At 38.9% G+C, this 22407-nt stretch carries 14 protein-coding genes, 3 tRNA genes, 1 other RNA gene and 2 pseudogenes; 17 read left to right on the top strand and 3 right to left on the bottom strand.

Features of this window, described 5'->3' with window-relative positions:
* The first annotated feature begins 29 nt into the window (after nt 1–29).
* From parE to A2G56_RS02840, 9 genes are all read left to right on the top strand, one after another.
* On the top strand, nt 30–1979 hold the full coding sequence (parE, locus tag A2G56_RS02880; protein WP_062712400.1) for a DNA topoisomerase IV subunit B: 1950 nt from the start codon (nt 30–32) through the stop codon (nt 1977–1979).
* Between the two features lie 177 nt (nt 1980–2156).
* Nucleotides 2157–2576 carry a YkvA family protein gene (locus A2G56_RS02875; RefSeq protein ID WP_062712397.1) on the top strand — a complete coding sequence of 140 codons (420 nt, stop codon included), beginning with the start codon at nt 2157–2159 and terminating at the stop codon, nt 2574–2576.
* Nucleotides 2577–2898: 322 nt separating this feature from the next.
* Nucleotides 2899–5358, top strand: coding sequence for a DNA topoisomerase IV subunit A (parC, locus tag A2G56_RS02870; protein WP_062708761.1), 2460 nt, complete (start codon nt 2899–2901; stop codon nt 5356–5358).
* Nucleotides 5359–5535: 177 nt separating this feature from the next.
* Entirely contained in the window at nt 5536–6561 is a 1026-nt protein-coding gene (locus A2G56_RS02865; protein ID WP_062708758.1) for a branched-chain amino acid aminotransferase, read from the top strand.
* 282 nt (nt 6562–6843) lie between these two features.
* A complete protein-coding gene (locus A2G56_RS02860) occupies nt 6844–7074 on the top strand; it encodes a DUF2969 domain-containing protein (protein WP_062712394.1) in 231 nt (76 codons plus the stop codon).
* A 58-nt stretch (nt 7075–7132) separates the two neighbouring features.
* Nucleotides 7133–7213, top strand: a tRNA-Tyr gene (locus A2G56_RS02855).
* A 5-nt stretch (nt 7214–7218) separates the two neighbouring features.
* Nucleotides 7219–7290, top strand: a tRNA-Gln gene (locus A2G56_RS02850).
* Between the two features lie 122 nt (nt 7291–7412).
* Complete coding sequence (rpsA, locus tag A2G56_RS02845) at nt 7413–8615, top strand: 30S ribosomal protein S1 (protein WP_062708756.1); 1203 nt, start codon at nt 7413–7415, stop codon at nt 8613–8615.
* A gap of 66 nt (nt 8616–8681) precedes the next feature.
* A tRNA-Arg gene (locus tag A2G56_RS02840) sits at nt 8682–8753 on the top strand.
* Between the two features lie 135 nt (nt 8754–8888).
* On the opposite strand, the pseudogene A2G56_RS02835 reads toward A2G56_RS02840, so the two are convergent.
* Nucleotides 8889–9230: pseudogene (locus A2G56_RS02835) on the bottom strand (transposase); the annotation flags it as partial.
* 202 nt (nt 9231–9432) lie between these two features.
* Between A2G56_RS02835 and A2G56_RS11135 the strand changes: the two are divergent.
* Nucleotides 9433–9819 (top strand): annotated as a pseudogene (locus tag A2G56_RS11135) (transposase); the annotation flags it as partial.
* Nucleotides 9820–10128: 309 nt separating this feature from the next.
* Here the strand turns inward: A2G56_RS11135 and A2G56_RS02830 are convergent.
* Nucleotides 10129–10755 carry a DUF3862 domain-containing protein gene (locus A2G56_RS02830; RefSeq protein ID WP_062708748.1) on the bottom strand — a complete coding sequence of 209 codons (627 nt, stop codon included), beginning with the start codon at nt 10753–10755 and terminating at the stop codon, nt 10129–10131.
* Nucleotides 10756–10860: 105 nt separating this feature from the next.
* On the bottom strand, nt 10861–11469 hold the full coding sequence (locus A2G56_RS02825) for a TVP38/TMEM64 family protein (protein ID WP_062708747.1): 609 nt from the start codon (nt 11467–11469) through the stop codon (nt 10861–10863).
* 77 nt (nt 11470–11546) lie between these two features.
* On the opposite strand from A2G56_RS02825, the gene ssrA reads away from it, so the two are divergent.
* From ssrA to A2G56_RS02790, 7 genes are all read left to right on the top strand, one after another.
* Nucleotides 11547–11894: a transfer-messenger RNA gene (ssrA, locus tag A2G56_RS02820) on the top strand.
* A 74-nt stretch (nt 11895–11968) separates the two neighbouring features.
* Nucleotides 11969–15073 carry a DNA polymerase III subunit alpha gene (locus A2G56_RS02815; RefSeq protein ID WP_062708744.1) on the top strand — a complete coding sequence of 1035 codons (3105 nt, stop codon included), beginning with the start codon at nt 11969–11971 and terminating at the stop codon, nt 15071–15073.
* Nucleotides 15074–15153: 80 nt separating this feature from the next.
* Nucleotides 15154–16161, top strand: coding sequence for a 6-phosphofructokinase (gene pfkA, locus A2G56_RS02810; protein WP_062708741.1), 1008 nt, complete (start codon nt 15154–15156; stop codon nt 16159–16161).
* Between the two features lie 70 nt (nt 16162–16231).
* Nucleotides 16232–17734: a pyruvate kinase gene (gene pyk / locus A2G56_RS02805; RefSeq protein ID WP_062712391.1), complete on the top strand. Its 1503-nt coding sequence runs from the start codon at nt 16232–16234 to the stop codon at nt 17732–17734.
* 117 nt (nt 17735–17851) lie between these two features.
* The gene (gene lepB / locus A2G56_RS02800) at nt 17852–18409 is read left to right on the top strand and encodes a signal peptidase I (RefSeq protein ID WP_062708739.1); all 558 of its coding nucleotides are present in this window, start codon (nt 17852–17854) and stop codon (nt 18407–18409) included.
* Nucleotides 18410–18600: 191 nt separating this feature from the next.
* On the top strand, nt 18601–20412 hold the full coding sequence (gene glmS / locus A2G56_RS02795) for a glutamine--fructose-6-phosphate transaminase (isomerizing) (RefSeq protein WP_062708735.1): 1812 nt from the start codon (nt 18601–18603) through the stop codon (nt 20410–20412).
* A gap of 135 nt (nt 20413–20547) precedes the next feature.
* Nucleotides 20548–22320 (top strand): PTS mannitol transporter subunit IIBC, encoded by a 1773-nt coding sequence (locus A2G56_RS02790; protein ID WP_062708732.1) that lies wholly within the window; start codon nt 20548–20550, stop codon nt 22318–22320.
* Nucleotides 22321–22407 lie beyond the last annotated feature (87 nt).

Here is a 22407-nt window from a genome sequence, read left to right as displayed (position 1 = left end):
AGGAAAGATGAAACTATTTGGAGGCTATTTTGGCTAAAAAAGAAATTAATATTAACAATTACGGCGATGATGCCATTCAAGTCTTAGAAGGATTGGACGCCGTTCGCAAACGTCCCGGTATGTATATCGGCTCAACGGATGCGACAGGACTTCATCATTTGGTTTGGGAAATCGTTGATAATGCCGTCGACGAGGCTCTCTCAGGATTTGGAGAAAAAATTTCCGTAACCCTCAATAAGGATGGTTCGGTTAGTGTCGCTGATAACGGTCGGGGTATGCCAACTGGTAAACACGCCATGGGTATTCCAACTGTCCAGGTTATCTTTACGGTTCTCCATGCGGGTGGGAAGTTTGGTCAAGGTGGTTACAAAACTTCAGGCGGCTTGCATGGCGTTGGGTCTTCGGTTGTTAATGCTCTCTCGTCTTGGTTAGAGGTTGAGATCACGCGTGATGGTGCGGTATACAAGCAACGATTCGAAGATGGCGGAAAACCTGCTACTAGCTTGAAAAAAGTTGGCACAGCACCTAAGTCAAAAACGGGAACAACCGTTACCTTTATGCCAGATGCTACTATTTTTTCGACGACAGATTTCCGTTTTAATACCATTTCTGATCGGCTTAAAGAGTCTGCCTTTCTTCTAAAGAATGTAACCATGACGCTAACGGATCATCGTCAAGAAGAGGAGATACACGAAGAGTTTCACTATGAAAATGGTGTTCAGGATTTTGTTACTTACCTCAATGAAGATAAAGAAACCTTGACACCAGTCATTTCTATTGAAGGGAGTGACCAAGCCTTTCAAGTTGATATTGCTATGCAGTACAACGATGGCTTTTCAGATAACATCCTTTCATTTGTTAATAATGTCCGCACCAAAGACGGTGGAACACATGAAACAGGACTAAAGTCAGCTATTACCAAGGCTATGAATGACTATGCTCGTAAAACGGGATTACTAAAAGAAAAAGACAAAAACTTAGAAGGCTCTGATTATCGTGAAGGCTTATCAGCCGTTTTGTCAATCCTAGTTCCTGAAGAACACCTCCAATTTGAAGGGCAAACTAAGGACAAACTTGGATCTCCTTTAGCAAGACCGGTCGTTGATGGCATCGTCTCTGAAAAATTGACCTATTTTCTTCTTGAAAATGGGGAAGTAGCGTCTAATCTTATCCGTAAGGCGATTCGTGCTAGGGATGCTCGTGAAGCTGCACGAAAGGCGCGTGATGAAAGCCGTAATGGTAAGAAAAATAAAAAAGACAAAGGGCTACTCTCTGGGAAACTCACTCCTGCCCAATCTAAAAATGCTAAGAAAAATGAACTTTATCTAGTCGAGGGAGACTCAGCTGGAGGTTCTGCTAAACAAGGACGCGATCGTAAATTCCAAGCCATTTTACCGCTTCGAGGTAAGGTCTTGAATACCGAAAAAGCTAAAATGACTGATATTCTCAAAAATGAAGAAATCAATACCATGATTCATACCATTGGTGCAGGAGTTGGTGCCGATTTTAGTTTGGACGATATCAATTATGACAAAATTATTATCATGACTGATGCCGATACGGATGGCGCCCATATCCAAACGCTCCTTTTAACCTTCTTTTATCGTTACATGCGACCTCTAGTAGAAGCAGGTCACGTCTTCATCGCTCTTCCACCACTTTACAAGATGTCAAAAGGTAAAGGAAAGAAAGAAGTCGTTGAGTATGCTTGGAGCGATGGTGAGTTGGAAGAACTTCGTCAAAAATTTGGTAAAGGCTCACTCTTGCAACGCTATAAAGGTCTTGGGGAGATGAATGCTGACCAACTTTGGGAAACAACCATGAATCCAGACACGCGTACGCTTATCAAAGTAACCATAGATGATCTTGCGCGCGCAGAGCGCCGCGTCTCGGTTCTTATGGGAGACAAAGCTGCACCACGCCGTCAATGGATTGAAGATAACGTTAAGTTTACCTTAGAGGAAAATACCGTTTTCTAAGGATACCTCTGCGATAACAACTGAGATACTATACCAAGCCACAAACGTATTGATGCTGTTTTAAGCCATCCTAATGATGTTAGTTGTTAGTCTTTGAAAGTCAGTCTTATTAGTCTATTATTGTTTGATAACACTTAATCACAAAGTCCCATCCTTGATAGAACAAGAGGTCACATGATGAAAACATATTTCGATAAAAAACAAGCTATGACGGAACTGCAAAGTCGTTATAAAAAAGCAGATGAATTACTCAGAGATGATGCTAAAATGGAGCCATTTCTTGAAAAGCTAGAAAAGCGGATGAAGTGGGTTCCATTTATTCGTCAGGAATTAAAGATGATTCCAATTTTAATCAGCATGGTTCGTAGCTACTGGAAAAAAGATTATACGCGTGTTCCTCGCAGAACCATGCTAGCCATCGTTAGCGCTCTTATCTATTTCCTATCACCCGTTGATGTTATTCCAGATTGGATTCCTATTTTAGGTCAATTGGATGATGCCCTTGTTGTGGCAGCTTGTTGGAAATTGGTTAATAAAGACGTTGAAGATTATCGTCGGTGGCAGAAAGAACGCCGTCACCAAGTTGTGGAACAGTAATTAGTGCAGACTCTAGATGCTTGACACAAGAAAGAGTATTGATACCAAGAGGTAAACAGTTATTGCTTTCTTATGAGAATAAAGAGAGTCTATTTTAGTTAAAGTTGCTAACAAAATAAGGAACTGAAACTTGGGAAAAATAAAGTTATTCAAGAAGCGAGCATCTTGATTTGATTCCGGTTTTTAATGCTGTTTTCACAAATAAATCGTCCCTTTTTATGCTATGAAAGGAGTTGAATACGCACTAAAGGCTGTAAAAAAGAGATAGTTTCAAAAAAACTAATGCCATACTTTCTTTTGCCTTTTATGAGCGTGATATTCTATGTCTAACATTCAAAATATGTCCCTCGAGGACATCATGGGAGAGCGCTTTGGTCGTTACTCCAAATACATTATTCAAGAAAGAGCATTGCCAGATATTCGTGATGGTTTAAAACCTGTACAGCGTCGTATTCTTTATTCTATGAATAAGGATGGCAATACTTTTGATAAGGGTTTTCGTAAATCAGCCAAGTCTGTCGGGAATATCATGGGGAACTATCACCCTCACGGAGATAGTTCCATTTATGATGCCATGGTACGCATGTCGCAGGATTGGAAAAATCGTGAAATCCTTGTGGAGATGCACGGTAACAATGGTTCTATGGATGGCGATCCACCAGCTGCCATGCGTTATACGGAGGCCAGATTATCTGAGATTGCTGGTCATCTTTTACGCGATATTGAGAAAAAAACAGTCCCTTGGGCTTGGAACTTTGATGATACTGAAAAAGAGCCGACTGTTTTACCAGCTGCTTTCCCTAACCTTTTAGTCAATGGTGCCACAGGAATTTCAGCCGGCTATGCCACGGATATTCCACCTCATAATTTAGCAGAAGTGATTGATGCGGTCGTTTATATGATTGACCATCCGTCTGCTAAGTTAGATAAATTGCTGGAATTGTTACCTGGACCAGATTTTCCAACGGGGGCAATTATTCAAGGAAAAGATGAGATTCGCAAGGCTTACGAGACAGGAAAAGGACGAGTTGTGGTTCGTTCTCGTACGGAAATCGAAACGCTTCGCGGTGGCAAAGAACAAATCATTGTCACTGAAATTCCTTATGAAATCAACAAGGCTGTTCTTGTCAAGAAAATCGATGATGTTCGTGTTAATAACAAAGTTCCCGGTATTTCCGAGGTTCGCGATGAGTCAGACCGCGAAGGGTTGCGTATTGCTATCGAACTCAAGAAAGATGCAGATACCAAAACCATCTTAAATTACCTCTTTAAATACACAGACTTGCAAGTCAATTATAACTTCAATATGGTGGCGATTGACAATTATACCCCTAAGCAAGTAGGTCTTCAAAAAATCTTAGCCAGCTATATCGCCCACCGTCGAGACGTTATCATTGCTCGTTCAAAATTTGACAAAGAAAAAGCTGAAAAACGCCTTCACATTGTGGAAGGGCTGATTCGTGTATTGTCTATTTTAGATGAAGTGATTGCTCTTATTCGTGCTTCTGAGAATAAAGCTGATGCTAAAGAAAATCTAAAAGTTTCTTATGATTTTTCAGAAGAGCAGGCAGAAGCTATCGTCACTCTACAACTTTATCGCTTGACCAATACTGATATTGTGACCTTGCAGAATGAGGAAACAGAATTACGTGAACTTATTGCGACTTTGACGGCAATCATTGGTGACGAACGAACCATGTACAATGTCATGAAACGTGAACTTCGTGAGATTAAAAAACAGTTTGGTAATCCTCGTCGTTCTGATTTAGAAGCAGAAGCTGCAACCATTGAAATCGATACAGCAAGTCTTATCGTTGAGGAAGAGACTTTTGTCAGTGTTACTCGTGGCGGTTACATCAAACGGACTAGTCCGCGCTCATTCAATGCTTCAACAGTTGATGAACTTGGTAAACGAGATGATGATCATTTGATTTTCTATGCACAGGCTAAGACAACGCAGCATTTATTGATTTTTACCAATAAGGGAAATGCTATCTATCGACCGGTTCATGAATTAACAGATATTCGTTGGAAAGATATTGGAGAACACCTTTCCCAAACGATCACCAATATCAACAATGATGAAGAAGTGCTTCATGCGGAAATTCTCGATCATTTTGACTCAGGAATTTATATGGCTGCTACTCAAGAAGGTCAAATCAAACGTTTTGAGCGTAAGGAATTATCACCTTGGCGTACTTATCGAACAAAATCTGTGAAATTCGCTAAACTTAAAAGTGATACTGACAAAGTGGTGACCGTTACCCCTATCAATCTCGCAGATATTATGGTAGTAACGCATAAAGGGTATGCTCTGCATTTCAATGCAGAAGAAGTTCCAGTAGTTGGACCAAAAGCTGCTGGGGTTAAAGCTATCAATCTCAAAAATGATGACTATGTTCAAAGTGTTTTTTTAACAAATGCTTCAAGTTTTTATCTGTTAACTCAAAGAGGAAGTCTCAAACGGATGAAAATCTCAGATATTCCTTTGAGCAAACGAGCTGGACGTGGGTTACAAGTCCTTCGCGAATTAAAATCCAAACCACACCGTGTCTTTCAGGCAGGGCCAATTCATGCTATTGAAGAAACTTTAGGGAATGAAATCGATCTCTTCTCAACGCCTGCTGAAAGCGAGCAAGTTTTGTTAGAAATCGTATCCAATACAGGAGAGACGAAAGAAATTGATTTAGGTTCCTTAAGCCTTTCCGAAAGAACAAGTAACGGCTCCTTTATTTCAGACAGTATCTCAGAGCAAGGTGTGTTTTTTGCCAGAACTATCTAATGCCACTTATCGTTGAAATGACGTGTAGACGATAACTAATAGATGATGTTAAAAAGAGTCTGGATTTTTCCAGATTCTTCTTTTTCTCGAAATTGTCAGAATTTTACAAAAAAGTATTGAAAACATCAAAAAAATGAGCTATACTAGACAACAACTTTTAAAGAAAAGAGGTTACTTATGGTTGTAGAATTAGATTGGGAAAACCTAGGATTTTCATATCACAAATTACCCTATCGTTATATTTCTCATTTTAAAGATGGAAAATGGGATGATGGTGAATTAACAGAAAAAGCAACATTGAGCATTCCAGAAAGTTCACCAGCTATCAACTATGGGCAACAAGCTTTTGAAGGGTTGAAAGCTTATCGCACTAAGGACGGTAGTATTCAATTGTTCCGCCCTGATAAAAATGCAGAACGTTTACAAAATACTGCAAAACGTCTATTGATGCCACAAGTACCTACTGATAAATTTATTGAGGCTTGTAAAGCCGTCGTGAAAGCAAATCATGAGTATGTTCCTCCTTATGGAACAGGAGGCACCCTTTATTTACGTCCATTGATCATCGGGATCGGTGATGTTATTGGTGTTTATCCTGCACAGGAGTATATTTTCACCGTGTTTGCAATGCCAGTAGGGGCCTACTTTAAAGGTGGACTTACACCAACGAATTTTATTGTATCCGAAGACTTTGACCGTGCTGCTCCTTATGGAACAGGAGCAGCTAAAGTTGGTGGTAATTATGCCGCTAGTCTCCTACCGGGTAAAAAAGCTAAGGCAGCAGGATTTTCTGACGTTATCTACCTTGACCCAGCCACACACTCAAAAATTGAAGAAGTTGGAGCTGCAAACTTTTTTGGTATTACAGCAGATAACGAATTTGTCACACCATTGAGTCCCTCTATTTTGCCATCCATCACAAAGTATTCATTACTAGAATTAGCTGAAACTCGTCTGGGAATGAAAACGGTTGAAGGAGACGTGCCCATTGATCAACTAGATCGATTTGTAGAAGCGGGGGCCTGTGGAACAGCTGCAGTCATATCTCCAATTGGCGGTATTCAGTATCAAGATAAACTACATGTCTTTTACAGTGAGACAGAAGTAGGTCCAGTAACTCGTCAATTATATGATGAGCTTGTTGGCATTCAGTTTGGCGATGTTGAAGCACCAGAAGGATGGATTGTCAAAGTTGATTGTTAAAAAGTAAGCTTCTAGTCCTGTAAACTTCTGCACATAGAAAATTGGAACTGTAAGATTGACTAGAAAAAACGTTTAGAACTGCTGATTTAATACCTTTTCTAAGCGATTTTATTTCCTAAATCAACTTAAAAGGCTAACAGAAAATTACCCAACATTGACATTTTCGTCAACTGTCTGTCTACACCCTTGCAAGCTTTTTGGTTTTTCGGTAAAATACTTTCTAGTAAGATAAGGAGAAAATGTAGTTTTATGCTGATAGGCTTAGAACTATGTCATGACAAAATGAGTAAAAAAGATAAAAAAATTGAAATTCAAGTGAGCGACGCACAAATTACGGTAAATAAGCAAAAAGTATCTGGTTACCAGCTACAAGTTGGCAAAAAAATGATTGGTGAAATTGCTGAATTAGACAATCGCTTTGCCATCGTAGAAAAAGAAACAGTGACAGAATTCCATAAAACGTTAGACAGTGCTGTTCAAGTCGTTATTGCTAATTATAATTTAAACAATTAAAAGTGGATAAACCTCTTGCAGCTAAACAAAAACTATGGTAGAATAGTTTTTGTTGTTTGGAGAGATAGCGAAGTGGCTAAACGCGGCGGACTGTAAATCCGCTCCTTCGGGTTCGGGGGTTCGAATCCCTCTCTCTCCATTCTTTGGGGTATAGCCAAGCGGTAAGGCAAGGGACTTTGACTCCCTCATGCGTTGGTTCGAATCCAGCTACCCCAGTCATGGTATGTGGCAAAGCCTAATTGTCTTAGCGATCAGTTGTGCCCTTGCGAGTTACCTTGAGAAAATATATTGGTATCAAAAATCAGAATTGGCTGATTTTTGTTGGAGGATTTTTTAGAATGAATGAATTTGAAGATTTGCTAAACAGTGTTAGCGAAGTTAACCCTGGTGACGTTGTCACTGCAGAAGTTTTAACAGTTGATAACGATCAAGCAAACCTTGTCATCGAAGGTACAGGTGTTGAAGCCGTTCTTACTCTTCGTGAATTGACAAATGACCGCGATGCAGATATTAACGACCTTGTTAAAGCTGACGAAACAATTGAAGTACTTGTTCTTCGTCAAGTGGTAGGGAAAGACACTGATACAGTAACTTACTTGGTATCTAAAAAACGCTTGGAAGCTCGCAAAGCTTGGGACAAACTTGTTGGACGTGAAGATGAAGTTGTTACAGTTAAAGGCACTCGTGCCGTTAAAGGTGGCCTTTCAGTAGAATTTGAAGGTCTTCGTGGATTTATCCCAGCTTCAATGATTGACACTCGTTTCGTACGTAATACTGAGCAATTTGTAGGTCAAGAATTTGATGCAAAAATCAAAGAAGTTGACCCATCAGAAAACCGTTTCATCTTGTCACGTCGTGACGTTGTTGAAGCAGAAGCTGCAGAAGCACGTAAAGAAATCTTCTCTAAAATTGAAGAAGGTTCAGTAGTGACTGGTAAAGTTGCTCGTTTGACAAGCTTCGGTGCTTTCATTGACCTTGGTGGTGTTGATGGACTTGTCCACGTAACTGAATTGTCACATGAACGTAACGTATCACCTAAATCTGTTGTGTCAGTTGGTGAAGAAGTAGAAGTTAAAGTTCTTTCGATTGATGAAGAAGCTGGACGTATTTCACTTTCACTTAAAGCTACTACACCTGGACCATGGGATGGTGTTGACCAAAAATTGGCTAAAGGTGATGTTATCGAAGGTAAAGTTAAACGTCTTACAGATTTCGGTGCTTTCGTAGAAGTACTCCCAGGTATTGACGGACTTGTCCACATCTCGCAAATTTCACACAAACGTGTTGAAAATCCAAAAGATGTTCTTTCAGTAGGTCAAGATGTGACTGTTAAAGTTCTTGAAGTTGATTCTTCAGCAGAACGTGTATCACTTTCAATTAAAGCTCTTGAAGAGCGTCCAGCACAAGCTGAAGGTGATAACAGTGAAAAACGTCAATCTCGCCCACGTCGTCCAAGACGTGAAGCTAAACGCGATTACGAATTGCCAGAAACTCAAACTGGTTTCTCAATGGCTGACCTATTTGGTGACATTGAATTGTAATTAAAAAACAAGAGGCTTGCTGAGCAAGCTTTTTGTTAACTTGAGTTATATCCTGACTCAAGTTCTCCACCTTTAGTGTAATGGATATCACGTAAGATTCCGGTTCTTGAGATGGGGGTTCGATTCCCTCAAGGTGGATTAGAATAGCTAAAAAACCGTTATATATAGGCTCTTTATCAACTGTAGTGAGTGCCTTATCATTAAGTACGAGAGAGAATCAGATGGTTTCTCTCTTTTTTGACTCTTTGTCAACTGTAGTGGGTTGACTTACAGCTAACACCGAGAGAGGACCAGTTTGGTCTTCTCTTTTGATACGTTCAAAGCGAGAAAAAACCGTTTTTTGAAGTTGTTAAAGTCCCGAAAACCGAAAGCATTGCGCTTAATGACTTTGATCAGTTTGTTAGTGGCTTCTAACTTAGCATTAGAATAAGGCAATTCAATGGCATTAGTAATCCCATCTTGATAGCGAATAAAGGTATCTAGAGCTGTTTCAAAGGTATGATTGACGTGAGGCAAAGCCTCATGAATGCAGCCAAAGAATTGTTCCGTATTCTTCTCTTGTAGGTGAAAGAGAAGTAACTGGTAAAGGTCATAATAGTCATTTAGTTTAGGGACTTGAAAAGGCAACCCTTTTCTGTACAATTTTTATAAAGTGTTTTTTGTTAACCGTTTAAGCGCTTAATCATCGGTGTTTGATAGTTGAGACTGCTATTCCTAAGAATATAAGACTTTAAAGCCCTATTGGAAGTTGAGGTATCAGGACAGTCGTAGACTAAAAAGCGTTTTTACTGTTCAACTTTGATCCAATCAGAAGTTTGTCAAACGCTTTTTAACCTACTCTGATGAACTTGGAAAACGCTACCGACTCTATCAGTCCCTGCTCTGTTACTTCCAAAAAAACAGTCAGATTACTTTTTTGACTCGATTGAGAAACAACTAGTTAGTATCAAGCTACTTTTTTAGACTGTTTTCAATATGTGGCTGTTAACGATTAGGAGCGAGATTGAAAATACGTTGGTTTGTCGTATTCAAGAGCTAAGCTGGAAGCTACCAATAATTTCACCAAAGTCATTAAGCGAAATGTTTTTGACTTTAGGAAGATGACAACTTCAAAAAACGGAGTTTAATCGCTATCAATAATAAAAAAAAGAAGACCAATCTGGTCCTCTCTCGTAACTCGTTATCCACTACAGTTGACAAATAGCCACAAAGGGCCTAGCAACTGGAGTGAATAGATAAAAAAGATTAAAATGGAAAAGGTAGGCGAAGTCGATAGGACTGCTTAAAAATCTTTGGATAAAAAAGCATTCGTTTAAGCGTTACCTGAGTGAAGAAATCGTCATCACTTTTATCAATATGTCAGAAAGAAAGCGATATAGTCATGCTAAAGAGGTAACTGGATAACCATGAAAAAGCAGTCCTGACATGTCAAGTGACACAACTTAAAACGATCACCACTTGATAGGAAAATTGATCATGCTCTCGTCAGTCAGCAGAACTTAAGCGACTATTTTTATTCTAATCCATGTTGCGATTTCTTACTGAGCTTCCCGTTTTTAAAGATCAATTCAATTTGTCGAGTATTGTCTTTTCCTTTTAAATTACTTGACCATAGAGCTTGCAGTTGTTCGCCATCGGACGAGACAGCTTGAGACATGACATCAGGTTGCCCGAGAATCTCAGTGACTTCTGTGAATGTTAAGTCATTAGGTAATTTGTTATCGTAGATTTTCTTTGTAATGGTTTGTTTACGTTCAAAGGCGAAATTTGAAATGGCTCTGGCAATAGTGCTATCTTCAAATAATTGTACACTAATTGTGGCGCCATCAATTTCCCAGGTATAAACATCTAATGTTACATCTCCGGCAGGTTTTGTAGTGTGCGATTTTGGTTCACCATACAAAGCTTTTACTTGTTCAAGTGATGTCCCCCCCTTAAAGTCATTGGCAGCAGTTGCTGTTTTAATATCGTTGAACTTTAAGCGCACTTGTGGATCTTGTCTAGGTTCTGATTTTGATTGTATAGTGGTTAGTTCTTTTTTCTTTGCATTAGGATTAGTGTCTTTGTTTGTTGAACATGCTGAAAGACTAATGAGGGCTAAACTTAAGGTTGCTACTGGTAAAATTTTTTTGAAAATCATATGTATTCCTTTTTGATTAATTATGAGTATTATAGCATATCTTTAGGTAAAACATAATATTATGAGACAAAAAAACTATTCGGCAGTCAAAGACTTGCGAACAGTTTACAGAAATTTTTTAGCCCAGTCTCCACCGTAAATCCATAAAGCACTGTAGCCGATAATAGAGAATGGTTTGGCAATAAGAATGATTATAGTGAAGCGCTTCAAGCTCATACTAGTGAGGGCAGTAATCATAACCATCATATCAGCAGGGGATACTGGGGCCACCATACTTAATATAAAGAGATTTTCGAAGTGTTTACTCTCTAATTTTCGTTCGTATTTGAAAAAGCTATCTTCTTTGACGAAAAGGAGAATAAATTTTCTACCAAAGCGTTTCACTAAAAGAAATAGAATAACACTTCCAATGATAATGCCAAGATAATTGTATATAAAACCTTGCCACCATCCAAAGACCCAAAATCCTACCACGGTAGTTAAGCCGCCAGGAATAACTGGAAAGACGACTTGGATGATTTGGATACCAATAAAAATAAGAGGTCCTATAATGTTGTGTTGCTGAATAACCGTCTTTAGGACATTAGTATCATTTAATATACCAATATGATACAGCCAGAGGATTAGAATACCTGTTGCAATCAAACAGAGAAATCCGATGCCTCTAATTATTTTTTGTAATAATCGGTAGCGCTTGCTATAGTTCATTTCCATAGCTTAATCATACCACAACGGAATTTTTTTTGCTATTTGAAACCAGATTTGATATACTATTGTTATCACTTTTGTTTGGGGTCGTTACGGATTCGACAGGCATTATGTGGCATATTCTGCGACTCATCGTGCGGATGTAAAACGTCAGTTAAATATAACTGCAAAAAATAACACTTCTTACGCTTTAGCTGCCTAAAAAACAGCGGGTGTGACTTACTTGGAATTGCTTGTGTTTCAGGTCAAGTCTTATTTTAGCAAGCTACGTTTAAGTATTGTCTAGCTGCTTAAAAAGAGATTGATAGACTCGCTTAGTATAGGGTTGAGTTATGTGTCGATACTGAGTTAAATGAAGGCATAACCTATAGTTGTAGACGAATATGATGGCAGGTGTTTGGACGTGGGTTCGACTCCCACCGGCTCCATAATGTCCCCTTTATCAGTAATGGTAAAGGGGTTCTTTTTTGATATTAAGGCTTGATAGGAATTTTGGGAGAAGTAAATGTTTGTGCCATTAGAGACAAAAACGGTCTATAGCTTTATGGAGAGTCTCATAGATATAGATACCTATATTTCTCGAGGAAAAGAACTTGGTTACTTGAGTTTAGGGATTATGGATAGGGATAATTTATATGCTGCCTATCATTTTATTCAAAAATCTAAATCAGCAGGGATTCAACCAATTGTTGGGCTTTCAACAAACCTACTGTATCAAGATAATCAGATAGAATGCCGCTTAGTTGCTCTAAATTCGGAAGGCTACAGAAACCTGATGAAATTATCAACTGAGACTATGTCAGGCAATCGACGATTTGAGGATTTATTACCCTATTTTGACAGTATTCTGCTTATTATTCCTTATTATGAGGGGATCGATGCTTTAGATATTCCGCTACCATTCACGATCGGCGTTGGTTTAGATACTCCCATCCAATCCTTTAATAAACCAATTCTTCCGCTTCATCAAGTCACTGCTTTTGACTCAGCGGATAAAGAAACCCTTCAAATGCTTGAAGCCATTAAAGAAAATGTCTCTTTGAAAGAAGTCACTATCAGTTCCCAGCCTTCTATTTTGTCTGATGCAAAGCAAATGGAGGAAGCGTTTGAAAGTCGTTTTCCTGGGATAATAGCGCGATTAACAGAAATCATCAAAGGTATTTCCTATACGTTTGATACTGATTTAAAGTTACCTCGTTTTAATCGTGACAAAGATGCTCATGTTGAGTTGAGAGAGCGTACGTTTTTAGGCTTGAAAGAAAAGGGGCTAACGTCACCAATCTACCGTGAGAGACTAGAAAAAGAATTGTCTATCATTCATGAGATGGGGTTTGACGATTACTTTTTGATTGTTTGGGATTTACTAGCCTTTGGACGTCAACAAGGTTATTATATGGGAATGGGACGAGGGTCAGCGGCCGGAAGTTTGGTTGCCTATGCTCTTTCCATCACTGGCATTGATCCCGTCAAGAATGACTTACTCTTTGAACGTTTTTTAAATGCTGAACGGTATAGCATGCCAGATATTGATATCGACTTACCGGATATATACCGCAGTGAATTCCTACATTACGTTCGTGACCGTTATGGATCTAAACATGCTGCTCAAATTGTAACTTTTTCGACCTTTGGCGCCAAACAAGCTATTCGAGATGTTTTCAAACGTTTTGGAGCTGCGGAGTATGAGCTCACCAATATGACGAAGAAAATTTCATTTCGCGATAATTTGACTAGTGTTTACGATAAAAACATGTCTTTCAGACAGATTATCAATAGTAAAGCTGAGTATCAAAGAGCCTTTGAGATTGCTAAAAGAATCGAGGGAAAACCGCGTCAGACTTCAATTCATGCTGCTGGTGTGGTGATGAGTGATGATTTATTAACAGATCATATTCCATTAAAATCTGGTGAAGAGATGCTGATCACTCAATATGATGCTGATGCTGTAGAAGCTAACGGTTTGCTAAAAATGGATTTTCTTGGCTTACGCAATTTGACTTTTGTTCAAAAAATGAAAGAGAAGGTAGCTTCTGAACTAGGAGAACAAATTGTTATTGAAGATATTGATTTAGAAGATCAGGAAACCTTGAAACTATTTGCAGCTGGACGGACTAAAGGTATTTTTCAATTTGAGCAAGCAGGTGCCATTAACCTTTTAAAACGTATTAAACCAGCTCGTTTTGAAGAGATTGTTGCAACAACAAGTCTAAACCGACCGGGTGCAAGTGATTATATCGATAATTTCATTTCGCGAAAATATGGCAAGGAAACCATTGATTTAATTGATCCCGTAGTAGCACCGATTTTAGAGCCAACTTTTGGTATCATGCTCTATCAAGAACAGGTCATGCAAATTGCTCAAGTCTTTTCGGGGTTTACACTTGGTAAAGCGGATATGCTGCGTCGAGCCATGTCTAAGAAAAATGCTGCTGAAATGAACAAGATGGAAGCTGATTTTTTAGCAGGAGCCAAGGAATTAGGCAGAAATTCAGAAACAGCCAAACGCCTATTTGAAATGATGGCTAAGTTTGCAGGTTACGGATTTAACAGAAGTCATGCCTTTGCATACTCAGCCTTAGCTTTTCAACTGGCTTACTTCAAAGCTCACTATCCTTCCATTTTTTATGATATCATGCTCAATTATTCGAGTAGTGATTATTTAAACGATGCTTTGACTTCAGGTTTCACCCTATCTAAGTTATCAATCAATCATATTCCTTATAAGGATAACATTTCAAAAGGTAAAATTTACTTAGGGTTAAAAAATATTAAAGGGCTACCAAGAGAATTAGCTTATTGGATTACCCAAAATAGGCCTTTTCAGGGCGTTGAAGATTTCTTAACACGCTTACCAGAGAATTTTCAAAAGTCAGAAATAGTGCTCCCCCTTATACAAGTTGGTTTATTTGATCAATTTGAGAAAAACCGTCATAAAATTGAAGCAAATTTAGACAATTTAATTCTCTTTGTGCAAGAACTTGGAAGTCTTTTTGCCGAATCATCTTATCATTGGGTAGAAGAAGCTGACTATTCCAATGCTGAAAAGTATCGTCAGGAAGTTGCCATATTAGGTATTGGTCTCAGTCCACATCCTTTGAAAGAATTGATGACCAACAATGTTCGTTCCATAGATAGAATAGCGCATTTGACACCTAATCGAAATGTAACTATCTTGGGTCAAATTGTATCTATCAAAATCATTAGAACAAAATCAAGTGGTCAGCAAATGGCATTTTTGAGAGTAACAGATACTGAGCAACAGACGGACGTCACCGTATTTCCAGAAACTTATCATTATTTGTCAAGTCAGTTAAAAGAAGAAGGGATTTACTATTTCACTGGTCGTACGCAAGAGCGTGATGGCCGCATTCAACTGATTTTAAATCAACTTGAAATAGCAAGTACGGAAAAATATTGGATTCAAGTTCGAAACCATGATCACGATTTGATTATTGCGAGAATTTTGAAAGAGCATTCGGGTAATATTCCAGTAGTGATTCACTATCAAGACAGCCATGAAACCATTCAAAGTAAGACCTATTTTGTTGAAAAATCACAAACTTTAGATGCAGATTTAAAACCATATGTCATGAAAACGGTTTTTCGCTAAATTATGGTAGAAATCCTCCCGTTTCAAGGGTGAATATGCTATAATGGAGAAGTTAAAAATGTAAAGGAGTAACGTACAAAATGAAACGTATTGCTGTTTTAACTAGTGGTGGTGACGCTCCTGGTATGAATGCTGCTGTTCGTGCAGTAGCTCGTAAGGCAATCACAGAAGGAATGGAAGTTTTCGGCATTAACCGCGGTTATGCTGGAATGGTCGACGGAGATATTTTCCAACTTGAAGCTGGAACAGTTGCTAATATTCTTTCTAATGGTGGTACCTTCCTTCAATCAGCTCGCTATCCTGAATTTGCGGGTCTTGAAGGTCAATTAAAAGGTATTGAACAATTAAAAAAACACGGTATTGAAGGTGTCGTTGTTATTGGTGGTGATGGATCTTATCACGGAGCTATGCGCTTGACAGAACATGGCTTCCCAGCAGTTGGTGTTCCAGGAACCATTGATAATGATATCGTTGGTACAGACTATACCATTGGGTTTGATACAGCTGTAAGCACAGCTACTGAAGCACTTGACCGTATTCGTGATACGTCTGCGTCACACGACCGTACTTTCGTTGTTGAGGTCATGGGTCGCAATGCTGGGGACATCGCCCTTTGGTCTGGTATCGCTTCGGGTGCCGATCAAATTATTATTCCTGAAGAAGACTACGATATTGATGATGTTGTTGCTAAAATCAAGCAAGGCTATAGCCGAAACAAAAAACACCACATCATTGTTCTTGCTGAAGGTGTGATGAGTGGTGAAGCATTTGCTGCTAAATTGAAAGAAGCAGGAGATGATTCTGACCTTCGTGTCACCAACCTAGGACACTTGCTCCGTGGGGGAGCACCAACTGCTCGTGACCGTGTTCTCGCTTCATGGATGGGTGCTCGTGCCGTAGCACTTCTAAAAGAAGGTCGTGGCGGAGTTGCCGTAGGTATCCACAAAGAAGAGTTAGTTGAAAGTCCAATTCTTGGAACGGCTGAAGAAGGTGCTTTATTTACACTTGAAGGTGACAAAATTGTGGTTAACAACCCACATAAAGCACGCTTGGATTTTGCTAAATTGAACAAAGATTTAGCAAACTAAAAAGTCGTTAGTTAAGTTTAGTTAGTCGTCGATAATCGACAAAAAATAAAGGGAGTTTTTATATATCATGATGAATAAACGTGTAAAAATCGTTGCAACACTTGGTCCAGCGGTTGAAATCCGTGGCGGTAAGCGTTTCGGAGACGATGGGTATTGGGGTGAGCAACTAGATGTTGAAACGTCTGCAGCTAAAATTGCTGAGTTGATCGAAGCAGGAGCTAACGTTTTCCGTTTCAACTTCTCACATGGTGATCATGAAGAGCAAGGTGCTCGTATGGCTACTGTACGTCGTGCTGAAGAATTGGCACGCCAAAAAGTTGGTTTCCTTCTTGACACAAAAGGTCCAGAAATGCGTACAGAACTATTTGAAGGTGATGATAAAGAATTTGCGTACACAACAGGTGAAAAAATTCGTGTTGCTACTGTTCAAGGTCAAAAATCAACTCGTGATGTTATTGCATTGAACGTAGCAGGTGCCCTCGACATTTACGATGAAGTTTCAGTTGGTAATACTATTCTTATCGATGATGGAAAACTTGGTTTGCGTGTTCTTGAAAAAGATATTGCAAAACGTGAATTTATCGTTGAAGTTGAAAATGACGGTGTTATTGCTAAGCAAAAAGGTGTTAACATCCCTAATACCAAAATTCCTTTCCCTGCTCTTGCAGAACGCGATAATGCAGATATTCGTTTTGGTCTTGAACAAGGTCTTAACTTTATTGCTATCTCATTTGTTCGTACAGCTAAAGATGTTGAAGAAGTTCGTGCTATCTGTAAAGAAACTGGCAATGAACATGTTCAATTATTTGCCAAAATTGAAAACCAACAAGGTATTGACAATATTGATGAAATCATCGAAGCAGCTGATGGTATCATGATTGCTCGTGGTGATATGGGTATCGAAGTTCCATTTGAAATGGTTCCTGTATTCCAAAAAATGATCATCACTAAAGTTAATGCAGCAGGTAAAGCAGTTATCACAGCAACAAATATGCTTGAAACAATGACTGATAAACCACGTGCAACTCGTTCAGAAGTATCTGATGTCTTCAACGCTGTTATCGATGGTACTGACGCAACAATGCTTTCAGGTGAGTCAGCAAATGGTAAATACCCAGTTGAAGCTGTTAAAACAATGGCTACCATTGATAAAAATGCACAAGGTCTTCTTAACGAATATGGTCGTTTAGATTCATCATCATTCCCACGTACTAATAAAACGGATGCTGTTGCTTCAGCGGTTAAGGATGCTTCACATTCAATGGACATCAAGCTTGTTGTTACAATCACAGAATCAGGTAATACTGCACGTGCCATTTCTAAATTCCGTCCGGATGCAGACATCTTGGCAGTTACTTTCGATGAAAAAGTACAACGTTCATTGATGATGTATTGGGGTGTTATCCCAGTTGTAACTTCAAAACCAGGTTCAACTGATGATATGTTTGTATTAGCTGAAAAAGTTGCTCTTGAAACAGGTCTTGTTCAATCAGGAGATAACATTGTCATCGTTGCTGGTGTGCCAGTTGGTTCAGGTGGCACTAACACAATGCGTATCCGCACAGTTCAATAAGAAATTATCTTTCGATTTAAGTAGAGTAGTCTTAATGACATTAGTCTTAAGGTTGCTCTACTTTTTTTATGTTTTGAAAAATGGTATAATAGTTTTCAAAGCAAGGAGAAGTTAAGTATGGTAAAACGTGATTTAATTCGAAATATTATTTTAGCAATTATTTTAACACTAGTCCTTTTTTTTATTGGTAGGTTTTACATTTCTACCATCAAGATAAGCGAAAAAAATGAAAATAATTTCTTAAAAGCTAATGATGTTTTAGTATATAATAAGCAAGAAAAACCTAAGCCAGATGACTTTGTCGTTTATGTGATTGATGGCAAAAAGTATATTAGTCGTGTCATTGCTGAAGGTGGTGATACTGTGACATCTATGGACGATGTGCTTTATATTAATGGCCTTGTTAAACCAGAACCCTATATTGAAAATCTAAAGGCTGCTTATCTAGCTCAAACTAACCATCAAGTGAATTTCACAAAGGATTTTAACTTGCAAACCATTACTAAGTCATCAAAAGATAAGATTGGTAAAGGTCATTTCCTTGTCTTAAATGATAACCGCCGTGATGAGCAAGACAGTCGTCAATTTGGATTGATTGACCAATCTCAAATCAAGGGAGTATTGACATTTAAGTTGTACCCATTTGATGCGTTTGGTTTTCTAGAGAATCAATAGTTATTAAAAAATCATAGACTACCTATGGTTTTTTATTTTAAGAAATATGACTATACCAATTTTTGTGTTGACATAATTTAAATATCATTATATACTAGCAATGTCTTATTTTTGAGGTATAAATGACTATACCAATTTAGAAATAAAAAAGGAGGAGTGGTTATCTATTTGAGATAACTACAAGAAAATTTATGTGTGGAATTGTTGGTGTTGTAGGAAATCGTAATGCAACAGATATCTTGATGCAAGGTCTTGAAAAGTTAGAGTACCGTGGTTATGATTCAGCAGGTATTTATGTTGCCAATGGTGAGCATTCTAGCCTTGTCAAATCAGTTGGTCGTATTGCAGATCTTCGTGCTAAAATTGGTATTGATGTTGCTGGAAATACTGGTATTGGTCATACACGTTGGGCTACTCATGGTCAGGCAACTGAAGATAATGCTCACCCACATACATCAGCAAGTGGACGTTTTGTTTTGGTTCACAATGGTGTTATTGAAAACTACCTTCAAATAAAAGAAGAGTACCTTTCTGGTCATGACTTAAAAGGTCAAACAGATACGGAGATTGCGGTACACTTGATTGGTCGACTTGTCGAGGACGGTTTGTCTGTCTTAGAAGCCTTTAAGAAAGCTTTATCAATCATCGAAGGTTCTTATGCTTTTGCACTGGTTGATTCTAAAGATACAGATACTATCTATGTCGCAAAAAACAAGTCACCACTTTTGATTGGTTTGGGTGATGATTACAATATGGTCTGTTCAGATGCAATGGCCATGATTCGTGAAACATCTGAATTTATGGAAATCCATGATAAAGAATTGGTTATTTTGACAAAAGATTCAGCAACTGTTACTGATTACGAAGGTAATCAAATTGATCGTGATTCGTATACAGCAGAGCTTGACCTTTCAGACATTGGTAAAGGGACTTACCCATTCTACATGCTCAAAGAAATTGATGAGCAACCAACTGTTATGCGTAAATTGATTTCTACATACGCTGACAGCGAAGGAAATATGAACATCGATCCAGCGATCGTTAAATCTGTTCAGGAAGCTGATCGTATCTACATTCTTGCTGCTGGAACATCATACAATGCTGGTTTTGCTTCAAAAGCAATGCTTGAAAAATTAACTGATACACCTGTGGAGCTTGGTGTTGCCTCTGAGTGGGGGTATAATATGCCACTGCTTAGTGAGAAACCAATGTTTATTTTACTTAGCCAATCAGGTGAAACAGCCGATAGCCGTCAAGTGCTTGTAAAAGCCAATGAAATGGGAATACCAAGTTTGACAGTAACCAATGTTCCAGGTTCTACGCTTTCACGTGAAGCAACCTATACAATGCTTCTTCATGCTGGACCTGAAATTGCCGTTGCGTCAACAAAAGCCTATACAGCTCAAGTAGCTGCGCTTGCTTTCTTGGCAAAAGCGGTCGGTGAAGCTAATGGTAAGACAGAAGCACTTGAATTTGACTTAGTGCATGAGTTATCATTAGTTGCACAATCTATCGAAGCAACACTTTCTGAGAAAGATATGATTGCTGATAAAGTTGAGACGTTATTAGCTACAACACGTAATGCCTTCTATATTGGCCGTGGTAATGACTACTATGTTGCTATGGAAGCATCTCTTAAATTGAAAGAAATTTCATACATCCAATGTGAAGGATTTGCCGCAGGTGAATTAAAACACGGTACCATTTCATTGATTGAAGATGGGACTCCAGTTATCGGTTTGATTTCTTCAAGCGAATTGGTAGCCGCTCATACACGTGGTAATATCCAAGAAGTAGCTGCTCGTGGTGCCAATGTCTTGACAGTTGTAGAAGAAGGATTAGAACGTGATGGGGATGATATTATTGTCAATAAAGTTCATCCATTCTTAGCAACCATTGGTATGGTAATTCCAACTCAGTTGATTGCTTACTACGCATCACTTCAACGTGGTCTTGACGTTGACAAACCACGTAACCTTGCTAAAGCCGTTACTGTTGAGTAAGTTTTGAATATAAAGAGAAGATGTCAGGCAAAGGTCAGGCATCTTTTTTGGCACAAAAATTGTGTCAAAGTTTGAGTGTTGTAGAAAGCGCTTTAATGATATCATGAATATGTAAAAAAAATAGGAGGCGTTCTCATGGAACAACAATCATCATTAAAAGTGAAAATCCAAAAACTTGGAACAACACTTTCTAATATGGTCATGCCCAATATTGGGGCATTTATTGCGTGGGGAGTAATCACAGCACTTTTTATTGAAGCAGGTTACTTACCAAACGAAAAATTAGCCACCATTGTAGGTCCAATGTTGACTTACTTGCTTCCCATTCTTATTGGTTATACTGGTGGTTACAACGTCTATGCCCAACGTGGAGGTGTTGTTGGTGCCATTGCTACGTTTGGTGCTATCGCTGGTTCCACAGTGCCAATGTTTATTGGGGCTATGATTATGGGACCACTCGGTGGTTGGCTAATCAAAAAGTTCGATGAAAAATTCCAATCAAAAATTCCAACTGGATTTGAAATGTTGGTTAACAACTTCTCAGCTGGCTTAATCGGCTTTGGTCTTGTCCTTATTGCCTTCTTTGCCATTGGTCCAGTTGTTGCCACATTGACGGGTTGGGTTGGTGATGGTGTTCAAGCTATTGTTGATGCTAAACTCTTACCGATTGCCAACTTGATTATTGAACCTGCTAAAGTTCTCTTCTTAAATAATGCTCTTAATCATGGCATCTTTACCCCACTGGGTACTGAACAAGCAGCAGCTACTGGTAAATCAATTCTTTACTTACTTGAAGCCAACCCTGGACCTGGTCTTGGTATTCTCCTTGCTTATGGTATCTTTGGTAAAGGTTCAGCAAAAGCTTCTTCATGGGGAGCAACTATCATTCACTTCCTTGGTGGTATTCACGAAATCTACTTCCCATATGTCATGATGAAACCCGCTATGTTCTTAGCAGCAATCGCAGGTGGTGTGACTGGTACCTTTACCTTCCAACTTCTTGGGGCAGGTCTAACGTCACCGTCATCACCAGGGTCAATCATCGCTATTATGGCTATGGCACCTAAAGGATTTGGACCACACTTGGTTGTTCTTGCAGGTGTTCTTGCCGCGACAGTAGCATCATTTCTTGTAGCATCCATTATCCTTAAAACTGATAAATCAACAGGCGACGATTTGGCCCAAGCTCAAGCAGCGACAGCCGCGGCGAAAGCTCAAGCAAAAGGTCAATCAACGTCAACAGAATCAGCCCCAATCACAGAAGATATTTCTGCAACCTCTATTGATCAAATTATCTTCGCTTGCGATGCTGGTATGGGAAGTTCAGCTATGGGAGCCTCTATTCTGCGTGATAAGGTGAAAAAAGCTGGTCTTAATATTCCTGTTACTAATAAAGCCATTTCAAACCTAACAGATGTTGACCGCACCTTGATTGTGACTCAAGAAGAGTTAGCAGCACGCGCTTATCAACGGACACCACGTGCCGCACACGTTTCAGTGGATAATTTCTTGGCCACACCAAAATATGATGAAATTGTATCTCTATTAGTAGAAGAAGAAACAGCGACTGTTCCAATAGAAGAGACTCAAGCTGTTACAACAGATGAAAAGGTTGATTTGAACCAAATTGACGAAGTCGTATTTGCTTATGGAAAAGCCGAAGGTTCAGCAACAATGGGTCAAGCGACTCTTGAAGCCATCTTTAAGCATCAAAATATTGGTATTCCAGTATCAAAAGCAGCTTTTGTCGAACTTGACCGTTTTAATGCCAAAAATATTCTTGTCGTCACCACAATTGCTAATCAAACTGATGTCCAATCAGCTGCACCAAATGCTCAACTTCTTGTCGTTGATAGTCTTGTTACCACACCAGAATATGACAAAATGGTCGCTAGAATGAATAAATAATTAAATGAAAACTCCATCATGTCATTTGGAAGTTACTGTCTAATAGTGGCATTGAAAGCAAGAATAGAAAAGTAGTATAATAAGTTT

Origin of the sequence: Streptococcus halotolerans (assembly GCF_001598035.1) — a bacterium.
GTDB lineage: Bacteria > Bacillota > Bacilli > Lactobacillales > Streptococcaceae > Streptococcus > Streptococcus halotolerans.
This window is presented reverse-complemented; position numbering and strand designations above follow the sequence as displayed.

What these genes read in the sequence shown, in the direction of transcription:
- A2G56_RS02875 (WP_062712397.1), top strand. Translation starts at nt 2,157, where the DNA reads ATGAAAACATATTTCGATAAAAAACAAGCTATGACGGAACTGCAAAGT.
- parC (WP_062708761.1), top strand. Translation starts at nt 2,899, where the DNA reads ATGTCTAACATTCAAAATATGTCCCTCGAGGACATCATGGGAGAGCGC.
- A2G56_RS02865 (WP_062708758.1), top strand. Translation starts at nt 5,536, where the DNA reads ATGGTTGTAGAATTAGATTGGGAAAACCTAGGATTTTCATATCACAAA.
- A2G56_RS02860 (WP_062712394.1), top strand. Translation starts at nt 6,844, where the DNA reads ATGAGTAAAAAAGATAAAAAAATTGAAATTCAAGTGAGCGACGCACAA.
- rpsA (WP_062708756.1), top strand. Translation starts at nt 7,413, where the DNA reads ATGAATGAATTTGAAGATTTGCTAAACAGTGTTAGCGAAGTTAACCCT.
- A2G56_RS02830 (WP_062708748.1), bottom strand. Translation starts at nt 10,755, where the DNA reads ATGATTTTCAAAAAAATTTTACCAGTAGCAACCTTAAGTTTAGCCCTC.
- A2G56_RS02825 (WP_062708747.1), bottom strand. Translation starts at nt 11,469, where the DNA reads ATGGAAATGAACTATAGCAAGCGCTACCGATTATTACAAAAAATAATT.
- A2G56_RS02815 (WP_062708744.1), top strand. Translation starts at nt 11,969, where the DNA reads ATGTTTGTGCCATTAGAGACAAAAACGGTCTATAGCTTTATGGAGAGT.
- pfkA (WP_062708741.1), top strand. Translation starts at nt 15,154, where the DNA reads ATGAAACGTATTGCTGTTTTAACTAGTGGTGGTGACGCTCCTGGTATG.
- pyk (WP_062712391.1), top strand. Translation starts at nt 16,232, where the DNA reads ATGAATAAACGTGTAAAAATCGTTGCAACACTTGGTCCAGCGGTTGAA.
- lepB (WP_062708739.1), top strand. Translation starts at nt 17,852, where the DNA reads ATGGTAAAACGTGATTTAATTCGAAATATTATTTTAGCAATTATTTTA.
- glmS (WP_062708735.1), top strand. Translation starts at nt 18,601, where the DNA reads ATGTGTGGAATTGTTGGTGTTGTAGGAAATCGTAATGCAACAGATATC.
- A2G56_RS02790 (WP_062708732.1), top strand. Translation starts at nt 20,548, where the DNA reads ATGGAACAACAATCATCATTAAAAGTGAAAATCCAAAAACTTGGAACA.